The 21,775-nt window shown below is 71.9% G+C and carries 19 protein-coding genes; 14 read left to right on the top strand and 5 right to left on the bottom strand.

Features of this window, described 5'->3' with window-relative positions; all coding sequences use genetic code 11:
- Nucleotides 1-52: 52 nt before the first annotated feature.
- The 3 genes from IE272_RS31785 to IE272_RS31795 all read right to left on the bottom strand — a co-directional run bounded on the left by IE272_RS31785 (nucleotide 53) and on the right by IE272_RS31795 (nucleotide 2,131).
- Complete coding sequence (locus IE272_RS31785) at nucleotides 53-568, bottom strand: glycine-rich domain-containing protein (protein WP_190009218.1); 516 nt, start codon at nucleotides 566-568, stop codon at nucleotides 53-55.
- A gap of 35 nt (nucleotides 569-603) precedes the next feature.
- Nucleotides 604-1,845 (bottom strand): phenylacetate--CoA ligase family protein, encoded by a 1,242-nt coding sequence (locus IE272_RS31790; RefSeq protein WP_190009220.1) that lies wholly within the window; start codon nucleotides 1,843-1,845, stop codon nucleotides 604-606.
- 130 nt (nucleotides 1,846-1,975) lie between these two features.
- Nucleotides 1,976-2,131, bottom strand: a complete 156-nt coding sequence (locus IE272_RS31795; RefSeq protein ID WP_169808525.1) for a hypothetical protein — start codon at nucleotides 2,129-2,131, stop codon at nucleotides 1,976-1,978.
- A 475-nt stretch (nucleotides 2,132-2,606) separates the two neighbouring features.
- On the opposite strand from IE272_RS31795, the gene IE272_RS31800 reads away from it, so the two are divergent.
- The 6 genes from IE272_RS31800 (at nucleotide 2,607) to IE272_RS31825 (ending at nucleotide 9,207) form a co-directional block, all read left to right on the top strand.
- Nucleotides 2,607-2,990, top strand: a complete 384-nt coding sequence (locus IE272_RS31800; protein ID WP_159103653.1) for a hypothetical protein — start codon at nucleotides 2,607-2,609, stop codon at nucleotides 2,988-2,990.
- The gene (locus tag IE272_RS31805; RefSeq protein ID WP_057661202.1) at nucleotides 2,990-4,489 is read left to right on the top strand and encodes a sensor histidine kinase; all 1,500 of its coding nucleotides are present in this window, start codon (nucleotides 2,990-2,992) and stop codon (nucleotides 4,487-4,489) included. The genes IE272_RS31800 and IE272_RS31805 overlap by 1 nt, the downstream gene beginning before the upstream one ends.
- Complete coding sequence (locus tag IE272_RS31810) at nucleotides 4,419-5,078, top strand: response regulator transcription factor (protein ID WP_050362695.1); 660 nt, start codon at nucleotides 4,419-4,421, stop codon at nucleotides 5,076-5,078. The genes IE272_RS31805 and IE272_RS31810 overlap by 71 nt, the downstream gene beginning before the upstream one ends.
- A gap of 380 nt (nucleotides 5,079-5,458) precedes the next feature.
- Complete coding sequence (locus IE272_RS31815) at nucleotides 5,459-6,058, top strand: carbonic anhydrase (RefSeq protein WP_050362694.1); 600 nt, start codon at nucleotides 5,459-5,461, stop codon at nucleotides 6,056-6,058.
- Between the two features lie 81 nt (nucleotides 6,059-6,139).
- A complete protein-coding gene (locus IE272_RS31820; protein WP_056700139.1) occupies nucleotides 6,140-7,675 on the top strand; it encodes a SulP family inorganic anion transporter in 1,536 nt (511 codons plus the stop codon).
- Between the two features lie 182 nt (nucleotides 7,676-7,857).
- Complete coding sequence (locus IE272_RS31825) at nucleotides 7,858-9,207, top strand: TerD family protein (RefSeq protein WP_190009222.1); 1,350 nt, start codon at nucleotides 7,858-7,860, stop codon at nucleotides 9,205-9,207.
- 61 nt (nucleotides 9,208-9,268) lie between these two features.
- Here IE272_RS31825 and IE272_RS31830 read toward each other — a convergent pair whose 3' ends face one another.
- The gene (locus IE272_RS31830) at nucleotides 9,269-10,450 is read right to left on the bottom strand and encodes a glycosyltransferase (RefSeq protein WP_056700147.1); all 1,182 of its coding nucleotides are present in this window, start codon (nucleotides 10,448-10,450) and stop codon (nucleotides 9,269-9,271) included.
- Nucleotides 10,451-10,508: 58 nt separating this feature from the next.
- Between IE272_RS31830 and IE272_RS31835 the strand changes: the two genes are divergently transcribed.
- The 4 genes from IE272_RS31835 (at nucleotide 10,509) to IE272_RS31850 (ending at nucleotide 14,240) form a co-directional block, all read left to right on the top strand.
- The gene (locus tag IE272_RS31835) at nucleotides 10,509-11,294 is read left to right on the top strand and encodes a glutamate racemase (protein ID WP_050362690.1); all 786 of its coding nucleotides are present in this window, start codon (nucleotides 10,509-10,511) and stop codon (nucleotides 11,292-11,294) included.
- Between the two features lie 98 nt (nucleotides 11,295-11,392).
- Nucleotides 11,393-11,956: a hypothetical protein gene (locus tag IE272_RS31840; RefSeq protein ID WP_050362689.1), complete on the top strand. Its 564-nt coding sequence runs from the start codon at nucleotides 11,393-11,395 to the stop codon at nucleotides 11,954-11,956.
- A gap of 178 nt (nucleotides 11,957-12,134) precedes the next feature.
- Entirely contained in the window at nucleotides 12,135-13,727 is a 1,593-nt protein-coding gene (lnt, locus tag IE272_RS31845; RefSeq protein ID WP_050362688.1) for an apolipoprotein N-acyltransferase, read from the top strand.
- 30 nt (nucleotides 13,728-13,757) lie between these two features.
- The gene (locus tag IE272_RS31850; RefSeq protein ID WP_050362687.1) at nucleotides 13,758-14,240 is read left to right on the top strand and encodes an NUDIX hydrolase; all 483 of its coding nucleotides are present in this window, start codon (nucleotides 13,758-13,760) and stop codon (nucleotides 14,238-14,240) included.
- A 4-nt stretch (nucleotides 14,241-14,244) separates the two neighbouring features.
- Here IE272_RS31850 and IE272_RS31855 read toward each other — a convergent pair whose 3' ends face one another.
- Nucleotides 14,245-16,305: a neutral/alkaline ceramidase gene (locus IE272_RS31855; RefSeq protein ID WP_190009224.1), complete on the bottom strand. Its 2,061-nt coding sequence runs from the start codon at nucleotides 16,303-16,305 to the stop codon at nucleotides 14,245-14,247.
- Between the two features lie 232 nt (nucleotides 16,306-16,537).
- Between IE272_RS31855 and IE272_RS31860 the strand changes: the two genes are divergently transcribed.
- From IE272_RS31860 to IE272_RS31875, 4 genes are all read left to right on the top strand, one after another.
- On the top strand, nucleotides 16,538-16,705 hold the full coding sequence (locus tag IE272_RS31860) for a hypothetical protein (RefSeq protein ID WP_007449166.1): 168 nt from the start codon (nucleotides 16,538-16,540) through the stop codon (nucleotides 16,703-16,705).
- A gap of 196 nt (nucleotides 16,706-16,901) precedes the next feature.
- Nucleotides 16,902-19,274 carry a DUF6624 domain-containing protein gene (locus IE272_RS31865; protein WP_229897867.1) on the top strand — a complete coding sequence of 791 codons (2,373 nt, stop codon included), beginning with the start codon at nucleotides 16,902-16,904 and terminating at the stop codon, nucleotides 19,272-19,274.
- Nucleotides 19,271-20,545 carry a hypothetical protein gene (locus tag IE272_RS31870; RefSeq protein WP_050362684.1) on the top strand — a complete coding sequence of 425 codons (1,275 nt, stop codon included), beginning with the start codon at nucleotides 19,271-19,273 and terminating at the stop codon, nucleotides 20,543-20,545. The genes IE272_RS31865 and IE272_RS31870 overlap by 4 nt, the downstream gene beginning before the upstream one ends.
- Nucleotides 20,542-21,753, top strand: coding sequence for a JmjC domain-containing protein (locus IE272_RS31875; RefSeq protein WP_098893342.1), 1,212 nt, complete (start codon nucleotides 20,542-20,544; stop codon nucleotides 21,751-21,753). The genes IE272_RS31870 and IE272_RS31875 overlap by 4 nt, the downstream gene beginning before the upstream one ends.
- Nucleotides 21,754-21,775: the final 22 nt, after the last annotated feature.

Here is a 21,775-nt window from a genome sequence, read left to right on the forward strand (position 1 = left end):
CGAGTCGGCAAGGGAGAGTTTCCGATCGTCATGCGGGCGGAGAGAGTTCTGCTCAGGCAACGGCCATCGGTTTCAGATCCGCTATGTCCGCGAGAGAAATGTCCATCTGCTCATGGAGGAACCGCACCATGGTCCAGTGCGGCAGCGCGCCGGCGTCGAACGGCCCGAATTCCCGGCAGTACAGGGGAATCCAGCGCAATGCCTCCTCCAGTGCCTGTTCGCGTCCCGGCTCCTCCTGGTAGTCCTCGTAGGCGATGCTGCGGTGGTTGATGAAGAACCGCCCGGGGAGCCGTTCTTCGCACAGTGCGCGGTATTCCCGGGTCTGCAGAATGAGGTAGTGCCATATCTCGTCGATGTCCTGTTCGACCGGCAGGAAAAGCCCACTCAGCCGGTCACGGTACCGGGAGACGAGATAGAGGTACCGCAGGCATTCGGTGACCTGACGCTCCACGAAGTCCGGGGGTGTGTCCGGCGCTTTGTCGCAGAAATGCCGCATCACCTCGGTGTGCAGCGCGTCCCCGAGGAGGTGTTTCAGGTCGTCGGCGGAGAGTGTCTGTCCGCTGGTCATGGCACTCCGTTCTCTGAGGGGGAGATGGCGGTGAGTCAGGTGCTGTCGGTCGTGAGCCAGGCGTACTTGCCGGAGCGGCCGATGGGGATATGGGTGCGGTGCTCGATTCGGCAGTGTCGTCCGGTCAGTTCGCCGACGCCCTGTCGCAACGCGGCCGCCTCCGTGGCCCCGAGAGGTTCGTCGGTGAACGTCGTGTACAGCAGGGTGGCGTCGGCGCCGCCGTGGAGGCGGAGTTGGTGCAGGAAGATCCGGGGGGAAGCGTCAGCGATATGCCGGTCGAGGTCGCCCTGGGCGACCGGGCCGTTCGGTGTGCTCAGCAATTCCTTCTGACGGCCGCAGAATTGGGTGATCGCCGCGGGGTCGGGCGAGCCGTCCAGGGTGCGCACACAATCGCCCGACCGGTAGCGGACGAGCGGCATGTAGGGATTGCGCACACTGGTGACGATGAGCTGGTGGATCGTGCTTCCGGGGGCCACCGGCAGGAGCTCGACGCTCATCCCGGCCAGGTGCGGCCAGTACCGGCCCTCCCGGTCGCTGTAGTAGAGGTAACCCAGCTCCGTACTGCCGAACAGGTCGATGACAGGGCAGGCGAAGCGCCGGTGCAGGAACCGCCGTACGTTCACCGGGGTGTACTCGTAGGCGGTGATGATGCTGGCCGGCGCGGGGAACGCGTCCAGCAGCCCCCATGCCTCCGCCTTCCGCGCCAGGTGCGCCAAGTGGTAGCCGGAGCAGTCGAGGTGGTACCGGCCCTGGGGGTGTGTGCTCCGTGCCAGGTCGATCTCGCGGAGCATCCGCAGTACGTCCTTGCGGACCCACTGCGCCGGATCCAGCCGCAGGTTGAGGTAGCAGGTGCGCTCGTCGAGCCAGCGGTCGGCCAGGATGGGTATTCCCCTGTGCTCCACGCCGCGTCGGGCGGCGTTGACCCGCGCCACGTGTTCCGTCGCGAGCACCGTGGTGAGGGAGACCCGGCGGCAGCCCGACTCCCAGGTCTCGCCGATGTCGGGGTGGTTCCGCCACAACTCGTAGTAGGAGCGGAGCAGGAAGTACGGAGGCCGGATGATCTGCATCCGGGCGTGGTTGGTGCCCGTGGACAGGACGAACTCCGCCTCGCCGGTTTGGAGCGCCGCCGCCAGCCGCGGCGTCATCCAGTTGTCGGGGAACCCACGGGCGATCTCCGGCTTGTCGAGCACGGGGAAGTGCCCCTTCGCCAGGGACTCCTGATAGATCGGTATGTCGCGAATATGCTCGATGACATCGCTGGTCGGCTGGCCCTTCATTAATTCCTTCTCATGTTTCGCATAGTTGAAGAAATCTGGGCTGGGGCGGAGTCGTATCGGGGACGCCCGAGAGCATGGTGCGGTGGGGGAGAAACTTCTCACAGAGCTGATCCCGGGCGTCCCTGGCCGATCAGGAGATACAGCCGGCCTTCGGTGCGGCGCTGATGCACCCGTTCTTCGGTGCGGCGCTGATGCATCCGCTCTTCGCGGCCGACTGGGCCGAGTTGGCGGCGAGCCAATTCTGCCAGACGTTGTCCTGGGCCATCTTCTTGATCAGGTGTTCCATGAGGTCCTCCGGTGATAGTGCGGAAGGTACTCCCTGAGGCGGGCCGACGGTGAATGGATTTCTCCTCGACCTGCCCGCTGAATGTAAAAGCGTGGTTGAGCAACTGTCAATGAATGGCAATGTCGAACCATGGGGAAGCGGCCCCATTCAGGACCGGTTTGGCGTGATTCCGCTCTGTGGGTGTCGCGTCGGCGCCGGTTCGGGTCGCGGCCCGCGCACCCGGCCGCATCATCCGCAGAGCCCCTGATGGAAGCGGGTCGCCCGGCTTTGCTCGGAGGGTGCCGACGCGGTGACGGACGCGGCGACGGCCACCGAAGATGAGAATGTTTTCCTCATGTCCGTCCCCGGGACCCCGCAAGGGCAGACTGGTCCGATGCTGTGGCGTGGGGTGGGGTCGGTACTGGCAGGATGTGGAGCAGGGACACTGGTGTTACTGGTCGTATGGATATGGCCCGGGCAGAATGTGCCGCCCTCCATGGGGCCCGTGGTCGTCGTGCCCTTCCTGTACGGCCCGACTCCTTCGGCCACCGCCCCGCCCGGCCCCGGCCGCCCCGCCGTGTCACCGGCACCGCCCCCCGCTTCGCCCGCCCCGTCCGGCACCTGCTCGGGCGGCCGTGCCGTGCCGCCCCCGCCGCCGCCCGAGTCCGACGAAGGGAACTCCCACTCCCGCAACGTCCCCGCAGGCGGCGGAGCCGAGGGAATGCCAGGGGCCACCGGTGACGACGAGAAGGCCTCACGGGTGCCCAGGGGGGACGTGGGCGACGAAGCGGACGAGCCCGACGACGAGGACGGGGACGGGGACGGGGAAGCGTCGCACGGCAGCAATCGGGGGGATGCGGACGACGAGTGGGACGACTGATGCTCAGGCGCTCCACCAGCGCCCGGTCCCGGATCGTCGGCTGGATGCTCATGCTTCTCAGCGCGGCCCTGGCCGTGCCCACCTTCGGGATCACGATCGTCTGGCAGGCGGAGCTGGACCGGCAGGTCGACGCGCAACTCCTGTCCGAGGCCGACAAGCTACGCGCGTTCGCCCGCACCTCGCGCGACCCGTACACCGGTGAGCGCTTCACCACGGGCGCCTCGCTGCTGACGGCGTTCATGGCGGTCCACCGGCCCGAGCACAACGCCGCCTTCTTCAGCGTCGTGAACGGACGGGCCGACCGGCGCAGCCCCGGCCCGGTCCCGGCCCGCCTGGACCGGGACCAGGAGGTCGTGGACCTGATGGCGCGGACGGCCGACACCCGCATCCGGACGCTGGACTCCCCGGCCGGCAAGGTCCGCTACGGTGTCGTCCCGGTCCAGATGGCGGGCGACCACACCGACACCCGGCTCGTCCTGGTGACCTTCCGGGACCGGGAACTGCGGCAGGAACGCCACATGGCGCGGCTGCTGCTGGCCTCGGGAAGCTTCGCCCTGGTGGTCGCGGGACTGGCGAGCTGGCTGGTCGCGGGCCGGGTGCTGGCTCCGATCCGGCTGGTCAGGCAGACGGCCGAGCGGATCAGCGAGACGGACCTGACCCAGCGGCTGCCGGTGCGGGGCAACGACGACGTGGCGGAACTCGCCGAGACGTTCAACCACATGCTCGACCGGCTGTCGGGCGCCTTCACCGCGCAACGCCAGTTCCTGGACGAGGTGGCGCACGAACTGCGGACCCCCATCACGGTCCTGCGCGGGCATCTGGAGCTGATGGACGAGGACCCCGACAGCCGGCGCGGCCAGACCCGGGCCCTGCTCTTCGACGAACTCGACCGGATGCGGCGGATCGTGGATGACCTGCTGCTCCTGGCCCGGGCCGAACGCCCCGACTTCCTCAGCCCCGGCCGGGCCGGTCTGACCGACCTGGTGGTCGACACGGCGGCCAAGGCCCAGGCCCTGGGGCGCAGGCACTGGACGGTGGCGGAGGTCGCCGACGTCAGCGTGGAACTGGACGAGCAGCGGGTCACCCAGGCGCTGATGCAGCTCGCGGCCAACGCGGTCAGCCACACCGGGGAAGGGGACGTCATCGAGATCGGGTCACGCCTGTGGCGCGGCCGGGTGCTGCTGTGGGTGGCGGACACCGGGCCCGGGGTGGCCCCGGAGGACCGCGAACGGATCTTCCAGTGCTTCTATCAGGGCGGCACCGCGGTGCCCGGCCGGGCCGCCCCCGGCATCGGGCTCGGCCTCGCGCTGGTCCGCGAGATCGCCCAGGCGCACGACGGTGTCGCCCGCGTCGAGGAGGCCCCCGGGGGCGGCGCGCGATTCGTCATCGACCTTCCCGCACTGCACCCCACGACGGAAGGAACCCATGATGAGCAGGATCCTGATAGCCGAGGACGAGGCAAGAATCGCTGCCTTCGTCGAAAAAGGCCTGCGCCGTAGCGGGTACGTCACCCGGGTCGTCGCCGACGGCGTCTCCGCCTACGAGCACGCCCGCGGCCGGGACTTCGACCTCCTGATACTCGACCTCGGGCTGCCCGGCGACGACGGGCTGACGGTGCTGCGCAAGTTACGGAAGGCGCGCATCGCCCTGCCCGTCGTCATCCTCACCGCGCGGGACAGCGTGAGCGACATCGTGGCCGGACTGGAGAGCGGCGCCGACGACTACATGGTCAAACCCTTCGCCTTCGACGAGTTGCTGGCCCGCGTACGGCTGCGCCTGCGCCGCGAGGAGCCGCCGGAGAACTTTCTGCTGCGGGTGGGCGATCTGCTCCTCGACCTCCGCACCCGCCGGGCCCAGGTCGGCGAGCGCGTCTCCGACCTGTCCGCCCGTGAGTTCGCCCTCGCCGAGATCCTCATGCGCAACCCCGACCGGGTGCTGTCCCGGGAGCAACTGCTGAGCCAGGTATGGGGGTTCGACTACGATCCCGGCTCGAACATCGTCGACGTCTACATTCGCTATCTGCGACGCAAGATCGGCGCCGACCGGGTCCAGACCGTACGGGGCGTCGGCTACCGGCTCCGGGCCTGACCACCGGGGCGGGCGGCCTTCGTCCGGCGGACGCACACCGCCGGACGCACACCGCCGAACGCGATGAGAACAGTCTCACCGCTGTCTCACCGCCACCTCATCGCCCGCCCCGAGACTCCTCCTTACGGGTCATCGGTGACGCGGGACCCGTGAGCGGCGCAGACGGTCGCCGCGGCCCCGCCCGGGAACAGGGCGCCGCCGCCACACCGGACCAGCAGACACGGAGGCGAACCCCCCGCCTGCCCTGCGGCGCGAACACCCGCACCTGATCCCCCGTGGCACCCGGGTCGCCCGTGTGCCACGAAGGCCCGGTTGTGGGCGGGGTGAGAGCCCGCCCCGCGTGAAGAGCCACACGCCACTTCCGTATGGAGGACACTCCTGTGCGACGACTCATCGACCACGCCCGCACCTTCCCTTCCCGCTGTGGCGGAGCAGGCCGTGAACTCAAGGAATTCGAGGCCGGCCAGCGGCCCTCCACGATGTTCATCACCTGCTCCGACTCCCGGGTGGTGCCCACCCTGCTGACCGACTCCGGCCCCGGCGAACTCTTCGAGATGCGCACGGCCGGAAACATCGTCCCGCCCTACGATCCGGACGCGCCCACCAGCGAGATGGCGACGATCGAGTACGCCGTCAGCGTGCTGGAGGTGTCCGACATCATCCTCTGCGGGCACTCCCACTGCGGCGCCGTCGGAGCCCTGGCCCGGGGCGAGGATCTGCGGGCCCTGCCGGCGGTACGCGGCTGGCTCGGCAGATGCGCCCCGACGGGCGCTCTTCAGGACCTCGACGAGTTCGGCCCCGATTGCGAACAGCCCGTACAGCGCCATGTGGTGGCGCAACTGGACGCCCTGCGCGACTACCCGTGCGTGAGCCGGGCCGTGGGCGAGGGCCGACTCGGTCTGCACGCCTGGTACTACGAGGTCCACACCGGCGCCGTACAGGCCCACCGGCCCACCACCGGAACCTTCTCCTCCCTGTGACAGCGACCCACCGGTGAGTACGCGGGCCGCCCCCGCCGCCACCTGCTGTCTCCCCCCACTCCCCTAGGAGCTGAAGCTCTCATGTCGTCTCCACGACTCCGGTTACGCCCGGACGCCCTGTCCCGCGACTTCCTCGCCTCGATCGTGGTGTTCCTCGTCGCCGTGCCCCTGTGCGTCGGTATCGCTGTCGCCTCCGGTGTCCCCGCCGAACTGGGGCTGGTCACCGGCATCGTCGGCGGGTTGATCGCCGGCGCGATGCCGGGCAGCTCGCTCCAGGTCAGCGGCCCGGCCGCCGGGCTCACCGTCCTGGTGTACGAGGCCGTCACCACCCACGGCATCGCGGCGCTCGGCGTCCTCGTCCTGGCCACGGGGCTCCTCCAGGTCGGGCTCGGCCTCATCGGCTTCGGCCGGTGGTTCCGCGCCATATCGACCGCCGTCGTCCACGGCATGCTCGCCGGTATCGGACTCGTCCTGATCGGCAGCCAGTTGTACGCCATGGTCGGGGTCGGCGCCCCGGGGAACGGTCTCGACAACCTGGCCGGCCTGCCGGAGCTGTTCACCCAGATCACGGGAGCCGCGGCGATCTCCTCCACCGCTATCGGCGTCGGCACCATCGTCGTTCTGATCCTCTGGAAGCGGCTTCCCGGACGCCTGCCCCAGATGCTCCCCGGGCCGCTGGTGGCCGTGGGGCTCGCCACCGCGGCGGTGGCGGTGTTCGACCTGCCCGTCGCTCCTATCAAGGTCCAGGGGCTGATCGACTCACTGCGGCTGACAGGCCTGGACGACTTCGCTCTCCTGGCGGACGTCGGCCTGCTGGGCGTCATCCTCGCCTTCACGCTCATCGCCTCGGCCGAATCCCTCTTCAGCGCCGCCGCCGTGGACCGGATGCACGACGGCCCGCGCACGCACTACAACAAGGAACTCATCGCCCAGGGGACGGGCAACACCATCTGCGGCCTCGTCGGCGCGCTGCCCATGACCGCCGTCATCGTGCGCAGTGCTGCCAACGTGCAGGCAGGTGCGTGCACCAAGGCCTCCCGGATCATGCACGGAGCGTGGCTGCTGCTGTTCGCGGCCCTGTTCCCCGCCGTACTCGGTCTGATCCCCGTGGCCGCCCTCGCCGGTATCCTGGTCCACGCCGGTGCGAAGCTCATCCCCGTCGCGACCTTCCGGCCGCTCTGGCGTGAACACCGGGGCGAGGCCGTGGTCCTGGTGGTGACCGCGCTGGCGATCGTCTTCACGGACATGTTCATGGGCGTGCTGCTCGGCATCGGGCTGGCCGTCATCAAGACGGCCTGGGAGACCTCCGCCGTCCGCCTCGACATCGACGAGCAGGACGACCGCACCACGGTCTCCCTCAGCGGCAGCGCCACCTTCCTGCGCCTGCCGCTGATCCTCGACACCCTGGAGTCCCTGCCGAAGGACCGGCCGGTGGAGCTCGACCTCTCGCGGCTGCGCCACGTGGACCACGCCTGCCGCACCGCCCTGGAGGCGTGGAGCACGCACAGCGGCGCCGTCCAGGGCTCCGTACCGGCGACGGACGGCACACCGCGCGAGGCCGCCCTCGCGGGAGTCGCTCCGGACGGTGAAGGCCCTCCGCGGACCGAGAGGACCTAGGTCGCGTCCGCAAAGTCTCGTCTGGCCCGCGGGCCCCGCCCGGAGGGCGGACGACGATACTTTGCGGACACTCCCTAGCGGAGACCGCCGGGACCGCTTCCGCCACGGTCCCGGCGCCCGGAGGCTTTCCCGCCACAGGCCGTTAGGTTGTGGGGGAAAGCCTGCGGGCAGCCGGATTCGTGATGGGGGCGAGCATGACCATGCAAAAGGGAACCAACGTAGCGGTGCCGGCCGGCGCCGTGCGCGTCGAAGTGGGCCGGCACGCCGCACCGGGCGCCCCGGACGTCGACGCCTCCGCCCTCCTGCTGGTGGCGGGCAAGGTCCGCAGCGACGCGGACTTCGTCTTCTACAACCAGCCGGCCCACGCCTCCGGCGCGGTCCGGCACGAGGGCAAGCGGACCGCTCCCGACCGCGTCACCGACACCCTCGTCGTCGACTTCGGCAAGGTCGAGCCCGCGATCGACCGCATCGTCGTCGCGGCCTCGGCGGACGGCGGGACCTTCGGCCGGGTGAGCGGACTGTACGTGCGGGTCACCGACGCGGCGAGCGGCGCGGAGCTGGCCCGCTTCGACAGCACGGACGCCACGGTCGAGACCGCCTTCATCCTCGGCGAGCTGTATCTGCGGCAGGGCGCCTGGAAGTTCCGCGCGGTCGGACAGGGGTACAGCACCGGCCTCGAAGGCCTGGCGACGGACTTCGGCATCTCCGTGGACGAACCGCAGCAGACCCCGCCCGCCCCGCCCGTCCCGCAGGCCCCGGCGGCCCCTGTCACCCCGCCGCAGCCCCGTCCCGCTGCTCAGGCCCCTGCCCCTGCCCCCGCCCCGGTCGCTCCGGTCGCCACGCCCGCCGCGCCCGCGCCCGCCGCCCCCGCGGCCCCGCCCGCCGCGGCACCCGTACGGCTGACCAAGGTCACGCTGACGAAGAGCGCCCCGTCCGTCTCGCTCGCCAAACAGGGCGGCACCTCCGGCGCACTGCGCGTCAACCTCAACTGGGAAGTGCGCAAACAGTTCAAGGGCTGGGGAGCGAAGCTCGGCCGGGCCGTCGCCATGCACGCCGATCTCGATCTCGACCTCTGCGCACTGTACGAGCTCGCCGACGGCCGGAAGGGAGTCGTGCAGTCGCTCGGGAACGCGTTCGGCTCACTGACCAGGCCGCCCTTCATCCATCTCGACGGCGACGACCGCACCGGCGCGCTCTCCAGTGGCGAGAACATGAGCATCAACCTGGACCACAAGGACCTGCTGCGGCGCGTACTGATCTTCGTCACCATCTACGAAGGCGCCCGGAGCTTCGCCGATCTCCACGCCACGGTCACGCTCCAGCCGCAGAACGGCGCGGCCATCGACTTCTCCCTCGACGAGTGCACCGTGCCCTCCACCGTCTGCGCCCTGGCCCTGATCACCAACAACGGCGGCGACCTCACCGTGCAGCGCGAGGCCCGCTACCTCGTCCCGGACCGGGGTGTGAGCCCGCAGCGCACCATCGACGCCGCCTACGGCTGGGGCATGAACTGGACGCCCGGCCGCAAGTGACCCGCCCCCGGGGGGTGTCCCGCCATGCCCGCCCGTACCGGCCGCCCGTCTTCCGGCGGCGTCACCGGTCGGGCGCGGCCTCCGGGCGCGTGTACGTACGGCCCTTCCAGGCGGCTCCCCGCCCCCGGTAGTGCTGCACCGCCGAGTCCACGGTCATCAGCAGGTACAGCACGGCCGTCAGCGGCAGCAGCGGGCCCAGCCACAGCGACTGGCGGTAGTACGCCAGCATCGGCAGATACGTCGCCGTCATCACCGCCCACGCCGCGCCGCCCGCCCAGGCCGCCGCCCCGTCACCCGTCAGCAGCCCCGCCACCAGCGTCGCGGGCGGCGCCACGTAGACGAGCAGCAGCCCCGGGACCGTCCCCGCCAGCAGCAGCGGACTGTGCCGCAACTGCGCGTACGCACTCCGCGCGACCATCCGCCACAGATCCGCGAGCCGCGGATACGGCCGCACGCTGTCCACCCGTTCCGCGAGCCCCAGCCAGATCCGGCCGCCGCTGCGCCGCACCTCCCGCGCCAGCGACACGTCGTCGATCACCGCCTGCCGGATCGAGTCCGGGATCCGCGCCCGCTCGGCGGCCTCGGTGCGCAGCAGGACGCAGCCCCCCGCCGCGGCCGCCGTCCGCGACCGGGCCCGGTTCACCCGGCGGAACGGGTAGAGCTGCCCGAAGAAGTACACGAACGCGGGCACCACCAGCCGCTCCCAGACGCTCTCCACCCGCAGCCGCGCCATCTGCGACACCAGGTCGAAGCCGGCCGGCCCCCCGGAGCCGGCCGCGGCCACCAGATCGCGCAGACTGTCCGGCTCGTGCGCGATGTCCGCGTCGGTCAGCAGCAGGAAGTCCGGCTTGTCCCGCCGGGCCACCGCGATCCCGTGCCGCAGGGCCCAGAGCTTGCCCGTCCAGCCCTGCTCCGGCTCCCCGGGCGTCACCACGGTCAGCGGGAACCCGCCGTACCGGGCGGCCAGGTCCCGGGCCAGCTGCCCGGTGCCGTCGCTGCTGCAGTCGTCGACGAGGATGATCCGGGCGTCCCCCGGATAGTCCTGGACCAGCAGCGACGGCAGGCTCACCGGCAGCATCTCCGCCTCGTCGCGGGCCGGCACCACCACCGCCACCGACGGCCAGCGCGCCGGGTCGGTGCGCCGGGGGAGCCGCTGGTCCGTCCGCCAGTAGAAGCCCTGCCCCAGCAGCAGCCACACCCACGCGATCAGTGAACCCACGGCGATCCAGGCAACGGCGCTCATCCGCCGAAGTCTGCCCCACTGAGCCCGGTCCGCAAGGGCTGTCGGCTAGGGTGACCGGGTGAAGATCGCGCTCATGGACTCCGGAATCGGCCTGCTGGCGGCAGCGGCCGCAGTGCGCCGCCTGCGGCCCGACGCCGAACTCGTCCTCTCCTCGGACCCCGACTCCATGCCCTGGGGGCCCCGCACACCCGAGGACATCACCGCGCTCGCCCTGGACGTCGCCCGCGCAGCCGCCGCCCACCGGCCGGACGCGCTGATCGTCGCCTGCAACACCGCCTCCGTCCACGCCCTGCCGGCGCTCCGCGCCGAACTGGAGCCCGCACTCCCGGTCATCGGCACGGTCCCCGCGATCAAGCCGGCCGCGGCGGGCGGCGGCTCCGTCGCCATCTGGGCCACCCCGGCCACCACCGGCAGCCCCTACCAGCGCGAGCTGATCGGTGACTTCGGCGGGTCCGCCGAGGTCACCGAGGTCCCGTGCCCCGGGCTCGCCGACGCCTTGGAGCACGGCGACGAGGCAGGGATCGACCGGGCCGTCGCGGCGGCCGCCGCCCTCACCCCGCCCGACGTCCGGGCCGTCGTCCTCGGCTGCACCCACTACGAGCTGGTCGCGACCCGGATCCGCGAAGCCGTGCAGCGGCCCGGCCGCCCGCGGCTCGCCCTGCACGGGTCCGCCGGAGCGGTCGCCGCCCAGGCGCTGCGCCGGATCGGGGCGGACCCCGCCCCGACGGCCGAGCCCTCCGGCACGCTCACCGTGCTCCGGGCCGGCCGCCCCGCCACCCTCCCGGAAGCCGCCCTGACCTACGCCGAGGGCCGGATGCTGGCCGGCGCGGCGCCCGTCCTCTGACCCGGCCCGCCGGGAGCGCCCGGCGGATCGGGACCAGGTAGCCCGATCGGCCCCCGCAGCCCCGGCCGGGAGGCCGGAACGCGGCTACGCTGCTGAATATGACGGACCTCCCCGAGAGTGCGAGGCACGGGTCGAGCCAGGCGCCGCCCACGGAGTGGAACGGCCGCGCCACCAACCGGATCCAGTGGCTGCTGGCCCTCGCGGGCGCGGGCTGTGTGGCCCTCGGCATCGAGCTCGCCGTCGACGGCGCCTGGACCTCGGGCATCGCTCCGCTGCTCATGTCGGTGATCGGCTGCCTCGCCGCCGGCCTGCTGATCCTCTTCGGGACGCTCGCCTTCGTCCACGTGGCGGTCAAGGTCGACGGGGACAGCCTGGAAGTGCGCTGCGGCCACGCCGGCCTGCCGCGCCGCCGGATCCTGCTCAGCCATGTGACGGGCGCGGATTTCGTGCCCCGGATCAATCCCCGCCAGTGGGGCGGCTGGGGCTACCGCTGGCGTCCCGAGCAGGGCACCGCCGTCGTCGTCCGCAAGGGCGAGGGCATGGTCCTGCGCCTCGGCGACGGCCGCACCTTCACCGTCACGGTCGACGACGCCGAGACGGCCGTACGGTTCATCCGGCAACGCCTGCACCTGCCGGCCACCGGCAAACGGCCGGGCGACTGACCGGTCCGCCGGCCCCCGGTAACGGCCGGGCGACCGGCCGGACCGCCGGCCCGCGGCGAACGTCCCGGCGACCGGCCGGGCCGCCCGCCGCCCGTGAGCCGCCCGCCTCCCCGCCCCGCGCAGGTCAACGCCGCCGCTCACAGCCGTCCACCGTAGACTCCGCCGGGTGAGCGCCACCATGACTCCCGTCGACGACCCGCCGCCCGCCACCGCCTCCCCGGCCGCCGGACTGCTGCCGAGGCTCCTCCGCCCGGCCGCCGCCGTGCTGTCCGGACTGCTGCTCTACGCGAGCTTCCCGCCCCGGACCCTGTGGTGGCTCGTGCTGCCCGGATTCGCGCTGCTGGGATGGGTGCTGCACGGGCGCAGGCTCCGGGCCGCCTTCGGCCTCGGCCTCCTGTCGGGCCTCGGTTTCATGCTTCCGCTGCTGCACTGGACCGGTGAGGACGTCGGCCCGGTGCCGTGGCTGGCCCTGGCCGCCGCGGAGGCGCTCTTCATCGCCGTGGGGTGCCTCGGCATCGCCGCGGTGTCCCGGCTCGCGTACTGGCCCGTGTGGGCGGCCGCGGTCTGGACGCTGGACGAGGCGGTCCGCGCCCGGATCCCGTTCGGCGGCTTCCCCTGGGGCAAGATCGCCTTCGGCCAGTCCGAGAGCGCTTTCCTGCCGCTCGCCGCGCTCGGCGGCACCCCGCTGCTCTCCTTCGCCGTCGTGCTGTGCGGATTCGGGCTCTACGAGGCCGTGCGCCGGTCCGTCGAATACCGCAGGACCGGAAAGGTCCCGCGCGCGGCCGTCGTCGGCGCCGCCGTGAGCGTCCTCGTACCGGTCGCCGGGGCCCTCGCCGCGCTGCCCCTGGTCGACGACTCGGCGGAGAACGGCACGGCCACCGTCGCCGCGATCCAGGGCAACGTGCCGCGCCTGGGCCTCGACTTCAACTCCCAGCGCCGCGCCGTCCTCGACAACCACGCCCGGCGCACCACGCAGCTGGCCGAGGACGTGAAGGCGGGCAAGGAGAAGCAGCCCGACTTCGTGCTGTGGCCGGAGAACTCCTCCGACCTCGACCCCTACCTCAACGCGGACGCCCGCCAGGTCATCGACGACGCCGTCAAGGCGATCGGCGCCCCCACGGTCGTCGGCTCGGTGGTCGAGAAGGGCTCCGACAGCCTCCGCAACACCCTGATCGAGTGGGACCCCGACCGGGGCCCCGTCGACACCTACGACAAGCGGCACATCCAGCCGTTCGGCGAGTACATGCCGATGCGCACCGTCGCCCGCTTCTTCAGCGAGGACGTCGACCGGGTGCAGCGCGAGTTCGTCCCCGGCACCGAGGTCGGCGTCTTCGACCTCGCGGGGACGAAGGTGGGGCTCGTGACCTGTTACGAGGCGGCCTTCGACGACGCCGTACGCGACACCGTCAAGCACGGCGGCCAGATGATCGCCGTGCCGAGCAACAACGCGACGTTCGGCCGCAGCGAGATGACCTATCAGCAGCTGGCCATGTCCCAGGTGCGGGCCGTCGAGCACGGGCGGGCCGTCGTCGTTCCCGTCACCAGCGGGGTCAGCGCGGTGATCCGCCCGGACGGCACGATCGTCGAGAAGAGCGGGATGTTCACCCCCGACGCCCTGGTCGACGAGGTCCCGCTGCGCTCCTCGCTCACCCCCGCCACCCGGATGGGTCCGCTGCCCGAGGGCGTCATCGCGCTGCTGGCCCTGGCGGGCCTGGGCTGGGTGAGCGTCTCGGCGTTCCGGGCACGCCGGAGCGGGGGCACCGAGCGGTAGCACCTGATCCGGCCACGTAGGCTCGGATCCATGGCTACTCCCGACTTCATCCGTGACATCCGCGCCACCGCCGGGCATCAGCTGCTCCTGCTGCCCGGGGTGACGGCCGTCGTCCTCGACGACGAGGGCCGCGTACTGCTCGGCCGGCGCGCGGACACCGGGAAGTGGGCGGTCATCGGCGGGATCTCCGAACCGGGTGAGGAGCCGGCGGCGACGGCGGAGCGCGAGGTGCTGGAGGAGACCGGCGTCCACTGCGTGGCCGAGCGGGTGGTGCTCACGCAGGCGCTGAAACCCGTGCAGTACGACAACGGCGACATCTGCCAGTACCTCGACATCACCTTCCGCTGCCGGGCGACCGGCGGCGAGGCGGCGGTCAACGACGACGAGTCGCTGGAGGTGGGCTGGTTCCCGCTGGACGGACTCCCGCCGCTCGGCGAGTTCGCCCTGTTCCGGATCAAGCAGGCCCTCACCGAGGGCCCCGCCTGGTTCCAGCCCACCCCGCGCACTCCGTGACCCTCTAGCCCACCGTGAAGGACCCCGTCGCCCCGGTGAACGGCGTGATCTTCCCGAGCAGGTTCTTCGCGTCCCCGTGGTGCACGATCCGGTACGTGCCGGGCGCGGTGTCCGCCGCGATGTCCCAGGTGATCGTGGCCTTCGAGGTGCCGGTCAGACCGTTCAGCCGCGTCCAGCGGTAGGTGGTCTCCCAGTCGCCGTCGTCCAGTACCCGCTGCCACGTGCCGTTCTCCAGCCGCTGCACCTCCAGGAAGGTGGAGCCCCGGCGGACGTTGTTCTTCGGGTGTCCGGTGGCGAACTCGACGGTCGCGGCGGAGCCTCGCGCGTACGAGGTCTCCGGGGCCTTCAGGACGCCGCCGAACGCCTTTCCGGCGGGCGGGTTGTCGTACACGACCCCCGTCTGGAAGGTGAACTGCCGGCCCGACTCGTCCGGCGGCGTCGCGCCCCGCTCCAGGGCGGTGCCCTCACGCAGGGAATCCGCGATCCGGGCGTACTCCTGCTGGTACGCGGGCAGGGTGTAGCGGCCGTACAGGGTGGAGCCGCCCTCGTAGTTCTGGGTGTCGTACTCCTCCGGCGTCGTCACGTACTGGCTGTAGGCGTTGGCGTACCCCTGGAGCAGGACGCGGTCCAGCGGGACGCCCAACCGCTCGGCCACCGTGCGGCGTACGCGGAGGCCGGAGGTGATCGTGAACTCCCCCGGGGCGGCCACCAGGTGCAGCTCGCCGATCTTCATGATCTGCAGGGGGAGGCGCTTCGGGGTGACCGGGTGGACGTTGCTCAGCAGGCCCGTGGGGATCAGGCTCGCCTTCGGGTACTGGCAGGTGGCGAGCCAGGACGGGGTGTCGATGCGCAGCGCGTCGATGATGCCCGCGACCGGGGTGCGCGTGCCCTCCTCGAAGCCGGGGATCGCCGGACCGTCCTCGACGCTGCCCGCGAGCGTGGAAGCGCCCACGACGGCGGGGCAGGTGCGGTGCTCCTCGCCGTCCGGGGTGAACTCCGGGCGTACGGTCACGTTCTCCATGTCGACGTAGGCGAGCCGGGAGTCGACGCCTCCGGAGACGGGCCGCGTGTCGTCGTAGATCTCGCGGGCCTTGTCGAGCTGGCGCTCGCCGATGATCCGCGTGTTCTCGAACTCGTCCTCGGTGGGCCCGGACCCCGGCTTCAGGTTGAGGTTCGGCGACATGTCGCCGGCGTTGGTGTTGGGGAAGACCGCGACGAACCCGGGGGCGTCGTCGAGGTAGCGCACGCCCTCGTGGTCGTGCTCCCAGGCGTAGGCGGCGTAGCCCTTGTTGTCGGGGCTGATGAGCGTGTTCTTGTTGGTGATCGAGGTGTTGTGGGTGGCGAACCAGCTGATCGCGCCCGCGTCCTTGTCGCCCTGCTTGAAGCGCAGCACGGTCATCGCCGGGTCGATCGCGTCGGGGAAGGCCGCCCGGTCGGAGGCCGGATTACGGTCGAACGCCTCCCGGGAGCGGTTGACGCTGGCGTTGGTCAGGGTGCCCGTGCCGAGGCTCATCGTGCCGGGCTTCAGGTCCTCGTGCGCCTCGGCCACGGACTCGGTGATGCCGTCGACGATCGCCCGGTAGGTCTCCTTCTGGAAGCCGAGGACGGAGAGGTTGTAGGCGACGTTGTGGGAGTATCCGCCGGGCCCCGAGTGGGTGTGGGTGGCCGAGAGCAGGACGTTGTCCTCGCCGTACAGGCTGCCGTAACGCTCCTTCAACTGCGCCATGACGCCCTGCCGGACGGACTGGAAGATCATCGCCAGGTCGGCGTTGACGTACACCACGCGCTTGCCGCTGGCCCGGTCGACGACGACGAAGGCGCGCGACCGCTGCCGCTGGTGGATGCCCGAGGTCTTCTGGTCGAAGCTGGAGTAGCCCATCATCCCCGTCTCGGCCGCCTCGCCCGTGACATCGGCGATGCCGCGCCCGACGAGATGGCCCGTCTCCTCGGCGGTGTCCGACGCGGCTGCGGGGGAGGGGGCGCCGAGGGTGACCGCTCCGAGGGCGGCGGCGAGCAGGGCGACGGGGAGCCGGCGCCGGGAGCGGCGGACGGTGGGGGGTGGCATGGAACCTCCTGGGGCGGGAGACGGGATGCCGGGGCCCGGTCGGCGGCTCACCGACGTGGGGGCCGGGGCAGTGCCCCGACCGTAGAGCAGTGTGACCTGCGTCGCATAGATGTCTACCGGCCAGTAGGGCTCTCGCGCCGGTGCCGCGCCCGCATCCGCCTCGTTGACAGGTGCATGCCGCATTGTTCTACTGAGTGGCGGATCAATTGGCCAGTACGGGAGGAGGATATTCATGCAGGCAGTTGAGGAAAAGGTCCAGAGCGGAACGGACCGGAACGCCGATGAGGTATTCGATCTGGTGATCGGCGATCTGGAACAGGAAATTCCGCCGCTCGCCTCTCCGACGAACTCGGGCAGCGGCACCGCCTGTGGTACCTGCGCGGGCGTCTACTGCTGTTGATGCGTGGCGGGTGGCGCCGGCCTGGTCCGGCGCCACCCGGTCGCGCCGTCCGTCCATCGGTGACGAGTCGGAGGCTGCTGTGCCGGATTCCCCCCTGGACCCCCGGGCGCTCTGGGAGATGCGCGCCCCGGGTGAAGCCTCCGGAACGGGCGCTGACCGGGACGTGACTGCCCAACTGCCTCCAGTGGCACGGCGGATGGTCGACGCCGTCCGCAAGGGCGAGGCCGGTGGAATGTTCCCGCCCGTGGTCGCGGCAGGCCCCGAGGGGACCGTCGCGGTCGACCGGCTGCTCGGCGGCGAGAGTGACGCGCGGATGATCGAACACGCCCTCCGCGACCGGCGGTTCGCGCCGCTGCTGGAGCTGTGGGAACAGCTCGACGGCTGGTGCGCCCATTCCCGGCAGCGCTACTCGTCCGTTATTTCTCCCGAAATACTCGACATCACGAACGCCGACCTATTCGGGCCCGTGGTATCCGAGGCATTCGTCGCCTGTGCTGCCGGCAGGCCGCACTACGCCCGCGACCGGGTGGCCGAGTGGGCGGTGCGCTGCGAGGAATTCCTGACGCTCTTCCTTGACCGGTTGCTGAGGGACATGGACGCCTGCTGGCCCGGCGAACCGGCGTTCCGGGGGCCGGTCGTCGGACTCTGGACCCATGGCGAGGAGACCCACAACGGACGCCAGCGCGTCCTGCGCCTCGACTGCGCGGGCGGCGGCCGCATCGCCTACAAGCCCCGTCCGGCCTCCGGCGAGTTGCTGTTCACCAAGGCTCCAGGAGCCGGTGGGACCACTTCCCCCGCCTCGCTGTTCGACCTGCTCAACCGGGCGCCCGCCGCGTCCGGCGGGATCCGGCTGCCCGTGCTGTCCTGCTGGCCCGGGGCCGAGCCCGGCTACCTCTGGCAGGAGTGGATCGAACCGCCCGCCCAGTGGGGGCCGATCCGCACCTCCGGGCCGTGGGAACTGACCGGCACCCGGCTGACCCCGGCGGAGTCGGGACGGTTCTGGCACCGCACCGGCTCGCTGACCGCCGCCACGTTCGCCTTCGGGATCACCGACCTGATCGGCGGCAACGTGGTCACCGGAAGCAGACCCGGCGACCCGGAACTGCTGCTCCACCCGATCGACCTGGAGATCTACTTCTGCCGGGTCCCGCGCCTCTACGACACCGGCCTCCTGCACGACGCGACCGCCGCGATCGACCAGCACCACGTCGGCCTGGAACGCACCGCCCGCTGGTGCAGCGCCGAGGGCCCGCCGGTGGTCTGGAGCGCTCGGCCGACGGGCGCGCTGAGCCTGCACCGCCGCCGGGTCTCCTTCGCCCGGGACGAGACCAGGAACGTCGTCGCCGACACCGACGGGCGGACCGGCTACGGGCCCTACCTCCCGGCCATGATGCGCGGCATGTTCGACGCCTGGACCCTGATGTGCCGGCAACGGCCCGACATCCGGGACTTCCTGGCGGCCGCCACCGCCGGCCACTACGTCAGGGTCCTGCGGCAGCCCACGTTCCGGTACTTCGACGCGCTCGTACCCCGCTGGCTGTCCGGGGGCGGGGCCGCACCCCGCCCCGCCGAACCCGACGTCCACTTCGACCGGCCCGAGACGGATCAGCTGCGGCGCATGGACGTGCCCTACTTCGTCCGCTCGCTGGAGGGCGGCCCGGTGCTCAGCGTCGAGCCCCCGCCCGGGCCGTTCGGCACGTCCCCGGTCGCGGCCCGGCCGGAACCCGAGGGCGGCTGGCCCCCGCTCCCCCCGCTGCTGGAGGGCGAGAATCTCACCCTCGCCGGCCTCGGGGTGGCCCTGCGGGACGCCGCCGAGCACGTCTTCGACGATGTGACCGACCACGTCGTCACCGACGCCTCGCTCGGCGTGCGGCTGCATCTTCAGAGCCCCTCCGAGGGTCGGGTCTCCTTCGACTGGCCGGAGGCCGGACGGCGGATCACCTACCTCTGGGACCGGAAGAAGGTGCGGTTGAGCGTCGACCCGATCGACGCGCCCGAGGCCCCCGTCGAGCCCGCGCCCGCCGGGGAGATCCGGCGCAGGCTGCTGCGGCTGGACCGGCTCGACGGCACGATCCGGATGCCCTGGGCCGACGGCGGCATGCGCGACGAGAGCGCGGAACACCGCCTGCGGGAGCTGACCGATGCCGGAATCGCCTGGCTCACCACGGTCGTGACCGACCACGGATGGCCGGGACACGCGCTTGTCGGCGCGGAGGCGGCAGCCGCCGCGAGCCGCCTCGTACAACACGCCAGAGGACACCTCGACTTCCGACGCCACTGCCTGGAGCTGATGCGGGACGCGGCGGAGCGCCGGGATCTTCCGTGGCGTGAAGTCGCCTATCTCACCGACGAGTTGTGCGTCGACGAAGGGCGACCGCAGGTCTACGGGACCAAGTTCGAGCCCGTCGCGGGCGAGCTGGTGCCCTGGCCGGTCGAGGAGCCGGAGCAGGTGGACCGGCGGCGCGCCGCGCTGGGCATGGAACCCCTGGCCGATCACACGGACCGGATCCGGCGGCGCTTCCCCCTCGGGGGCACCGGGCGGACCCCGGCCGGAAGGGAAGCGACATGAGCACCCTCGCCCCCGAGACACGGCGGACGCCGTCCGACGGCGTCGACTGGGAGATGTTCGGTCAGCGGTACTGGGACCGGCGGCCCGTCCGGCTGCACGCCCGGCCCCCGTTCGGCCTCGACGCGGTCCACCCCCTGAACGTCGCCTCGTGCGCACCTTTCCGCGCCGGCACCCGTTTCTGGGTGATGCCCGACGTCCGGTTCCTCGTCGGGGACGGCTGGCTGCGCGCCCCCGGCGCTCTCCTGCCGGACGCCACCGATCCGAGCATGGAGGCCTACCTCGACCGGCTCGACGCCGACAGTGGGCGCCAAGGCTACCTGCTGACCGTGCGTCAGCCGCTCCTCCTGGACCACGCGCTGTGGTCCGCCGTACGGGACACGGTCAGCGGGCTGTGGCGGCAGGTCGGCTGGCCCAACCTCCCCGTCGTCGCCGAGGTGCTGACCGGCGACCGGTTCACCCAGCACGTCGGGGCGACCGAGGCCCCGACCCACGCGGCCCTGACCTGGGTGCTGCGCGGCCGGATGGACGTACGGCTGTGGGATGAGCGTGGCGGGCCGCCGCCCGCGGACATCGCCGACCCGGGCCGTGCGGTGCCCGGGGTGCGCACCCTGAGCGCCGGGGCCGGGGAGCTGCTGTACTGGCCCGGCGACCAACGGCACGTGGACACCTACCGGGACCGCTGCGTCGCCCTGCGCCTGCGGATCCCCGTCGACCGGACCCTGCCGTTCACCGCCCTGCGGGATCTGCTCGCCGACCTGGTGCACGCCGGGCAGGGCAACGACGAGACCGTGCCGTACTTCCCGTTCGGCCCCGGAACCGGCATCGACGACCCGGACGGGGTGCTGCCCCGCCTGACCGGCCTCGGCGACGACCTGCGCACGGTCGTGGACGGCGAACAGCTCCGCAGGACCCTGCGGATCCGGTGGGCCGCGCTGCGCTCCGCCGCAGGCCTCGAACCGATCCCGGTGCCTCGCGAGAGCGTCCCCATCACCCGGTCCACCCGCTTCCGCCGCACCGGCGAGATCGTCCGGATGCCCGACGGGCCCGCGCACGAGGTCTGGGCGGTGGAGGGGAACGTCTTCACCCTGCCGCGAGCGGCGGGCGACCGGGTGTACGCCGCACTCGGCGACGGAGAGGAGACCGGAGCCGACGAGGTCTGCCGCGCGCTGGCCGCGGGCGACGACGACCGGAACGCGGCGACGGTGCTCGCACTGCTCGACAAGCTGTACCGGCTGCGGGGCATCGACCTGGCCGAGGAGGGGACACCATGACGCTGACCGTCGAGAAGTCCTTCGACTGGGACACCTTCACCGAGCGGTTCTGGGACCGGCGGCCCGTGCTCTACAAGGCCGTCGACGCCGTGCCGTTCGCCGAGTCCGAGGTGTTCCGGGCCGCCGTGCTCGGCAGCCGCCCGCCCCACCCGCTCGCCGTACCGGGCAACCTCCAGTTCCTCGTACGGCGCAGGCAGCAGACCCGGCCCCACGATTATCTGCCCGAACCGTCCGACGGATCGTTCGACGGCTACGAACAGCGCATGGCCGACCGGCTGGGCGAACAGCGCTACGCCCTCGTCGTCCACCGCTTCCACTCCTTCTCCCACCCGCTGTGGGACCGCGCGCAACGGTTCTACGCCGGGCTGTGGGAGCGGGTCGGCCAGCCCACGCACAGCGCGGGCTCCACGATGTTCCACGGCTCCTACGAGCACAGCCCGGTCGGCGTGCACCAGGACCGCTTCGCCACCTTCATGTTCTGCGTACGCGGCACGAAGCGGATGCGGTTCTGGGCCGAGCGGCCGTGGACGGATCCGGTGCACACGGTGCTGGACTACGAGCCCTACCTGGCCTCCTCGTTCGTCGCCGAGGTCGAACCGGGCGACCTGCTCTACTGGCCCTCGCGCTACTACCACGTGGGGGAGAGTGCCGGGGACGCCCCGGCGACCAGCGTCAACGTGGGCATACCGCGCCGCGAGCACCGGCCCTACTACGAGATCAAGGACCTGTTCCGGGGCGCCCGGCCCGCCACGTCCGCCCCGCTGTTCACCCCGGACGCCGCGCCGGGCGGCCGCCTCGCCGCCGAGCTGCCCACGGCCCTCGCCGACGCGGTGGACGCCTTCGCGGCCGGCCTGGACGAGGACCGGTTCGCCGACCGGGCCACCGAGCTCGCTCTGCGGGTAAGGACGGCGGGCGGCTTCTGGCCGACCGAACCGCCCGCCGAGCCACGCCCCCTGGACGACGACACGCTCGTACGCGGCTGCGCCCCGCTGCTGCCCGCACCCGGCGAGGCCCCGCGCCGCTGGGCCACGGGCGGCCATGTCACCTCCGGCGCGACCAGCGCCGAAGCCCTCGCGGTGCTGCGCCGGCTGGACGCCGGGGAGGCGGTACGGGTCGGCGAACTGCCCGAGCCCGGCCGAGCCGAGGTCCGCCGCCTGCTGGAGGAACTGGAGAGCTTCCGTGCCGTCATCCGCGTCGACGCCCACTGACCGCACGCACCGCGAGCAGGCC

The organism is Streptomyces anulatus (assembly GCF_014650675.1).
Taxonomy (GTDB): Bacteria; Actinomycetota; Actinomycetes; order Streptomycetales; family Streptomycetaceae; genus Streptomyces; species Streptomyces anulatus.

Coding starts and splice junctions, on each gene's coding strand:
- IE272_RS31785 (WP_190009218.1), bottom strand. CDS start 568: ATGACCAGCGGACAGACACTCTCCGCCGACGACCTGAAACACCTCCTC.
- IE272_RS31790 (WP_190009220.1), bottom strand. CDS start 1,845: ATGAAGGGCCAGCCGACCAGCGATGTCATCGAGCATATTCGCGACATA.
- IE272_RS31795 (WP_169808525.1), bottom strand. CDS start 2,131: ATGGAACACCTGATCAAGAAGATGGCCCAGGACAACGTCTGGCAGAAT.
- IE272_RS31800 (WP_159103653.1), top strand. CDS start 2,607: ATGGGGCCCGTGGTCGTCGTGCCCTTCCTGTACGGCCCGACTCCTTCG.
- IE272_RS31805 (WP_057661202.1), top strand. CDS start 2,990: ATGCTCAGGCGCTCCACCAGCGCCCGGTCCCGGATCGTCGGCTGGATG.
- IE272_RS31810 (WP_050362695.1), top strand. CDS start 4,419: ATGAGCAGGATCCTGATAGCCGAGGACGAGGCAAGAATCGCTGCCTTC.
- IE272_RS31820 (WP_056700139.1), top strand. CDS start 6,140: ATGTCGTCTCCACGACTCCGGTTACGCCCGGACGCCCTGTCCCGCGAC.
- IE272_RS31825 (WP_190009222.1), top strand. CDS start 7,858: ATGGGGGCGAGCATGACCATGCAAAAGGGAACCAACGTAGCGGTGCCG.
- IE272_RS31830 (WP_056700147.1), bottom strand. CDS start 10,450: ATGAGCGCCGTTGCCTGGATCGCCGTGGGTTCACTGATCGCGTGGGTG.
- IE272_RS31840 (WP_050362689.1), top strand. CDS start 11,393: ATGACGGACCTCCCCGAGAGTGCGAGGCACGGGTCGAGCCAGGCGCCG.
- lnt (WP_050362688.1), top strand. CDS start 12,135: ATGACTCCCGTCGACGACCCGCCGCCCGCCACCGCCTCCCCGGCCGCC.
- IE272_RS31850 (WP_050362687.1), top strand. CDS start 13,758: ATGGCTACTCCCGACTTCATCCGTGACATCCGCGCCACCGCCGGGCAT.
- IE272_RS31855 (WP_190009224.1), bottom strand. CDS start 16,305: ATGCCACCCCCCACCGTCCGCCGCTCCCGGCGCCGGCTCCCCGTCGCC.
- IE272_RS31860 (WP_007449166.1), top strand. CDS start 16,538: ATGCAGGCAGTTGAGGAAAAGGTCCAGAGCGGAACGGACCGGAACGCC.
- IE272_RS31865 (WP_229897867.1), top strand. CDS start 16,902: ATGGTCGACGCCGTCCGCAAGGGCGAGGCCGGTGGAATGTTCCCGCCC.
- IE272_RS31870 (WP_050362684.1), top strand. CDS start 19,271: ATGAGCACCCTCGCCCCCGAGACACGGCGGACGCCGTCCGACGGCGTC.
- IE272_RS31875 (WP_098893342.1), top strand. CDS start 20,542: ATGACGCTGACCGTCGAGAAGTCCTTCGACTGGGACACCTTCACCGAG.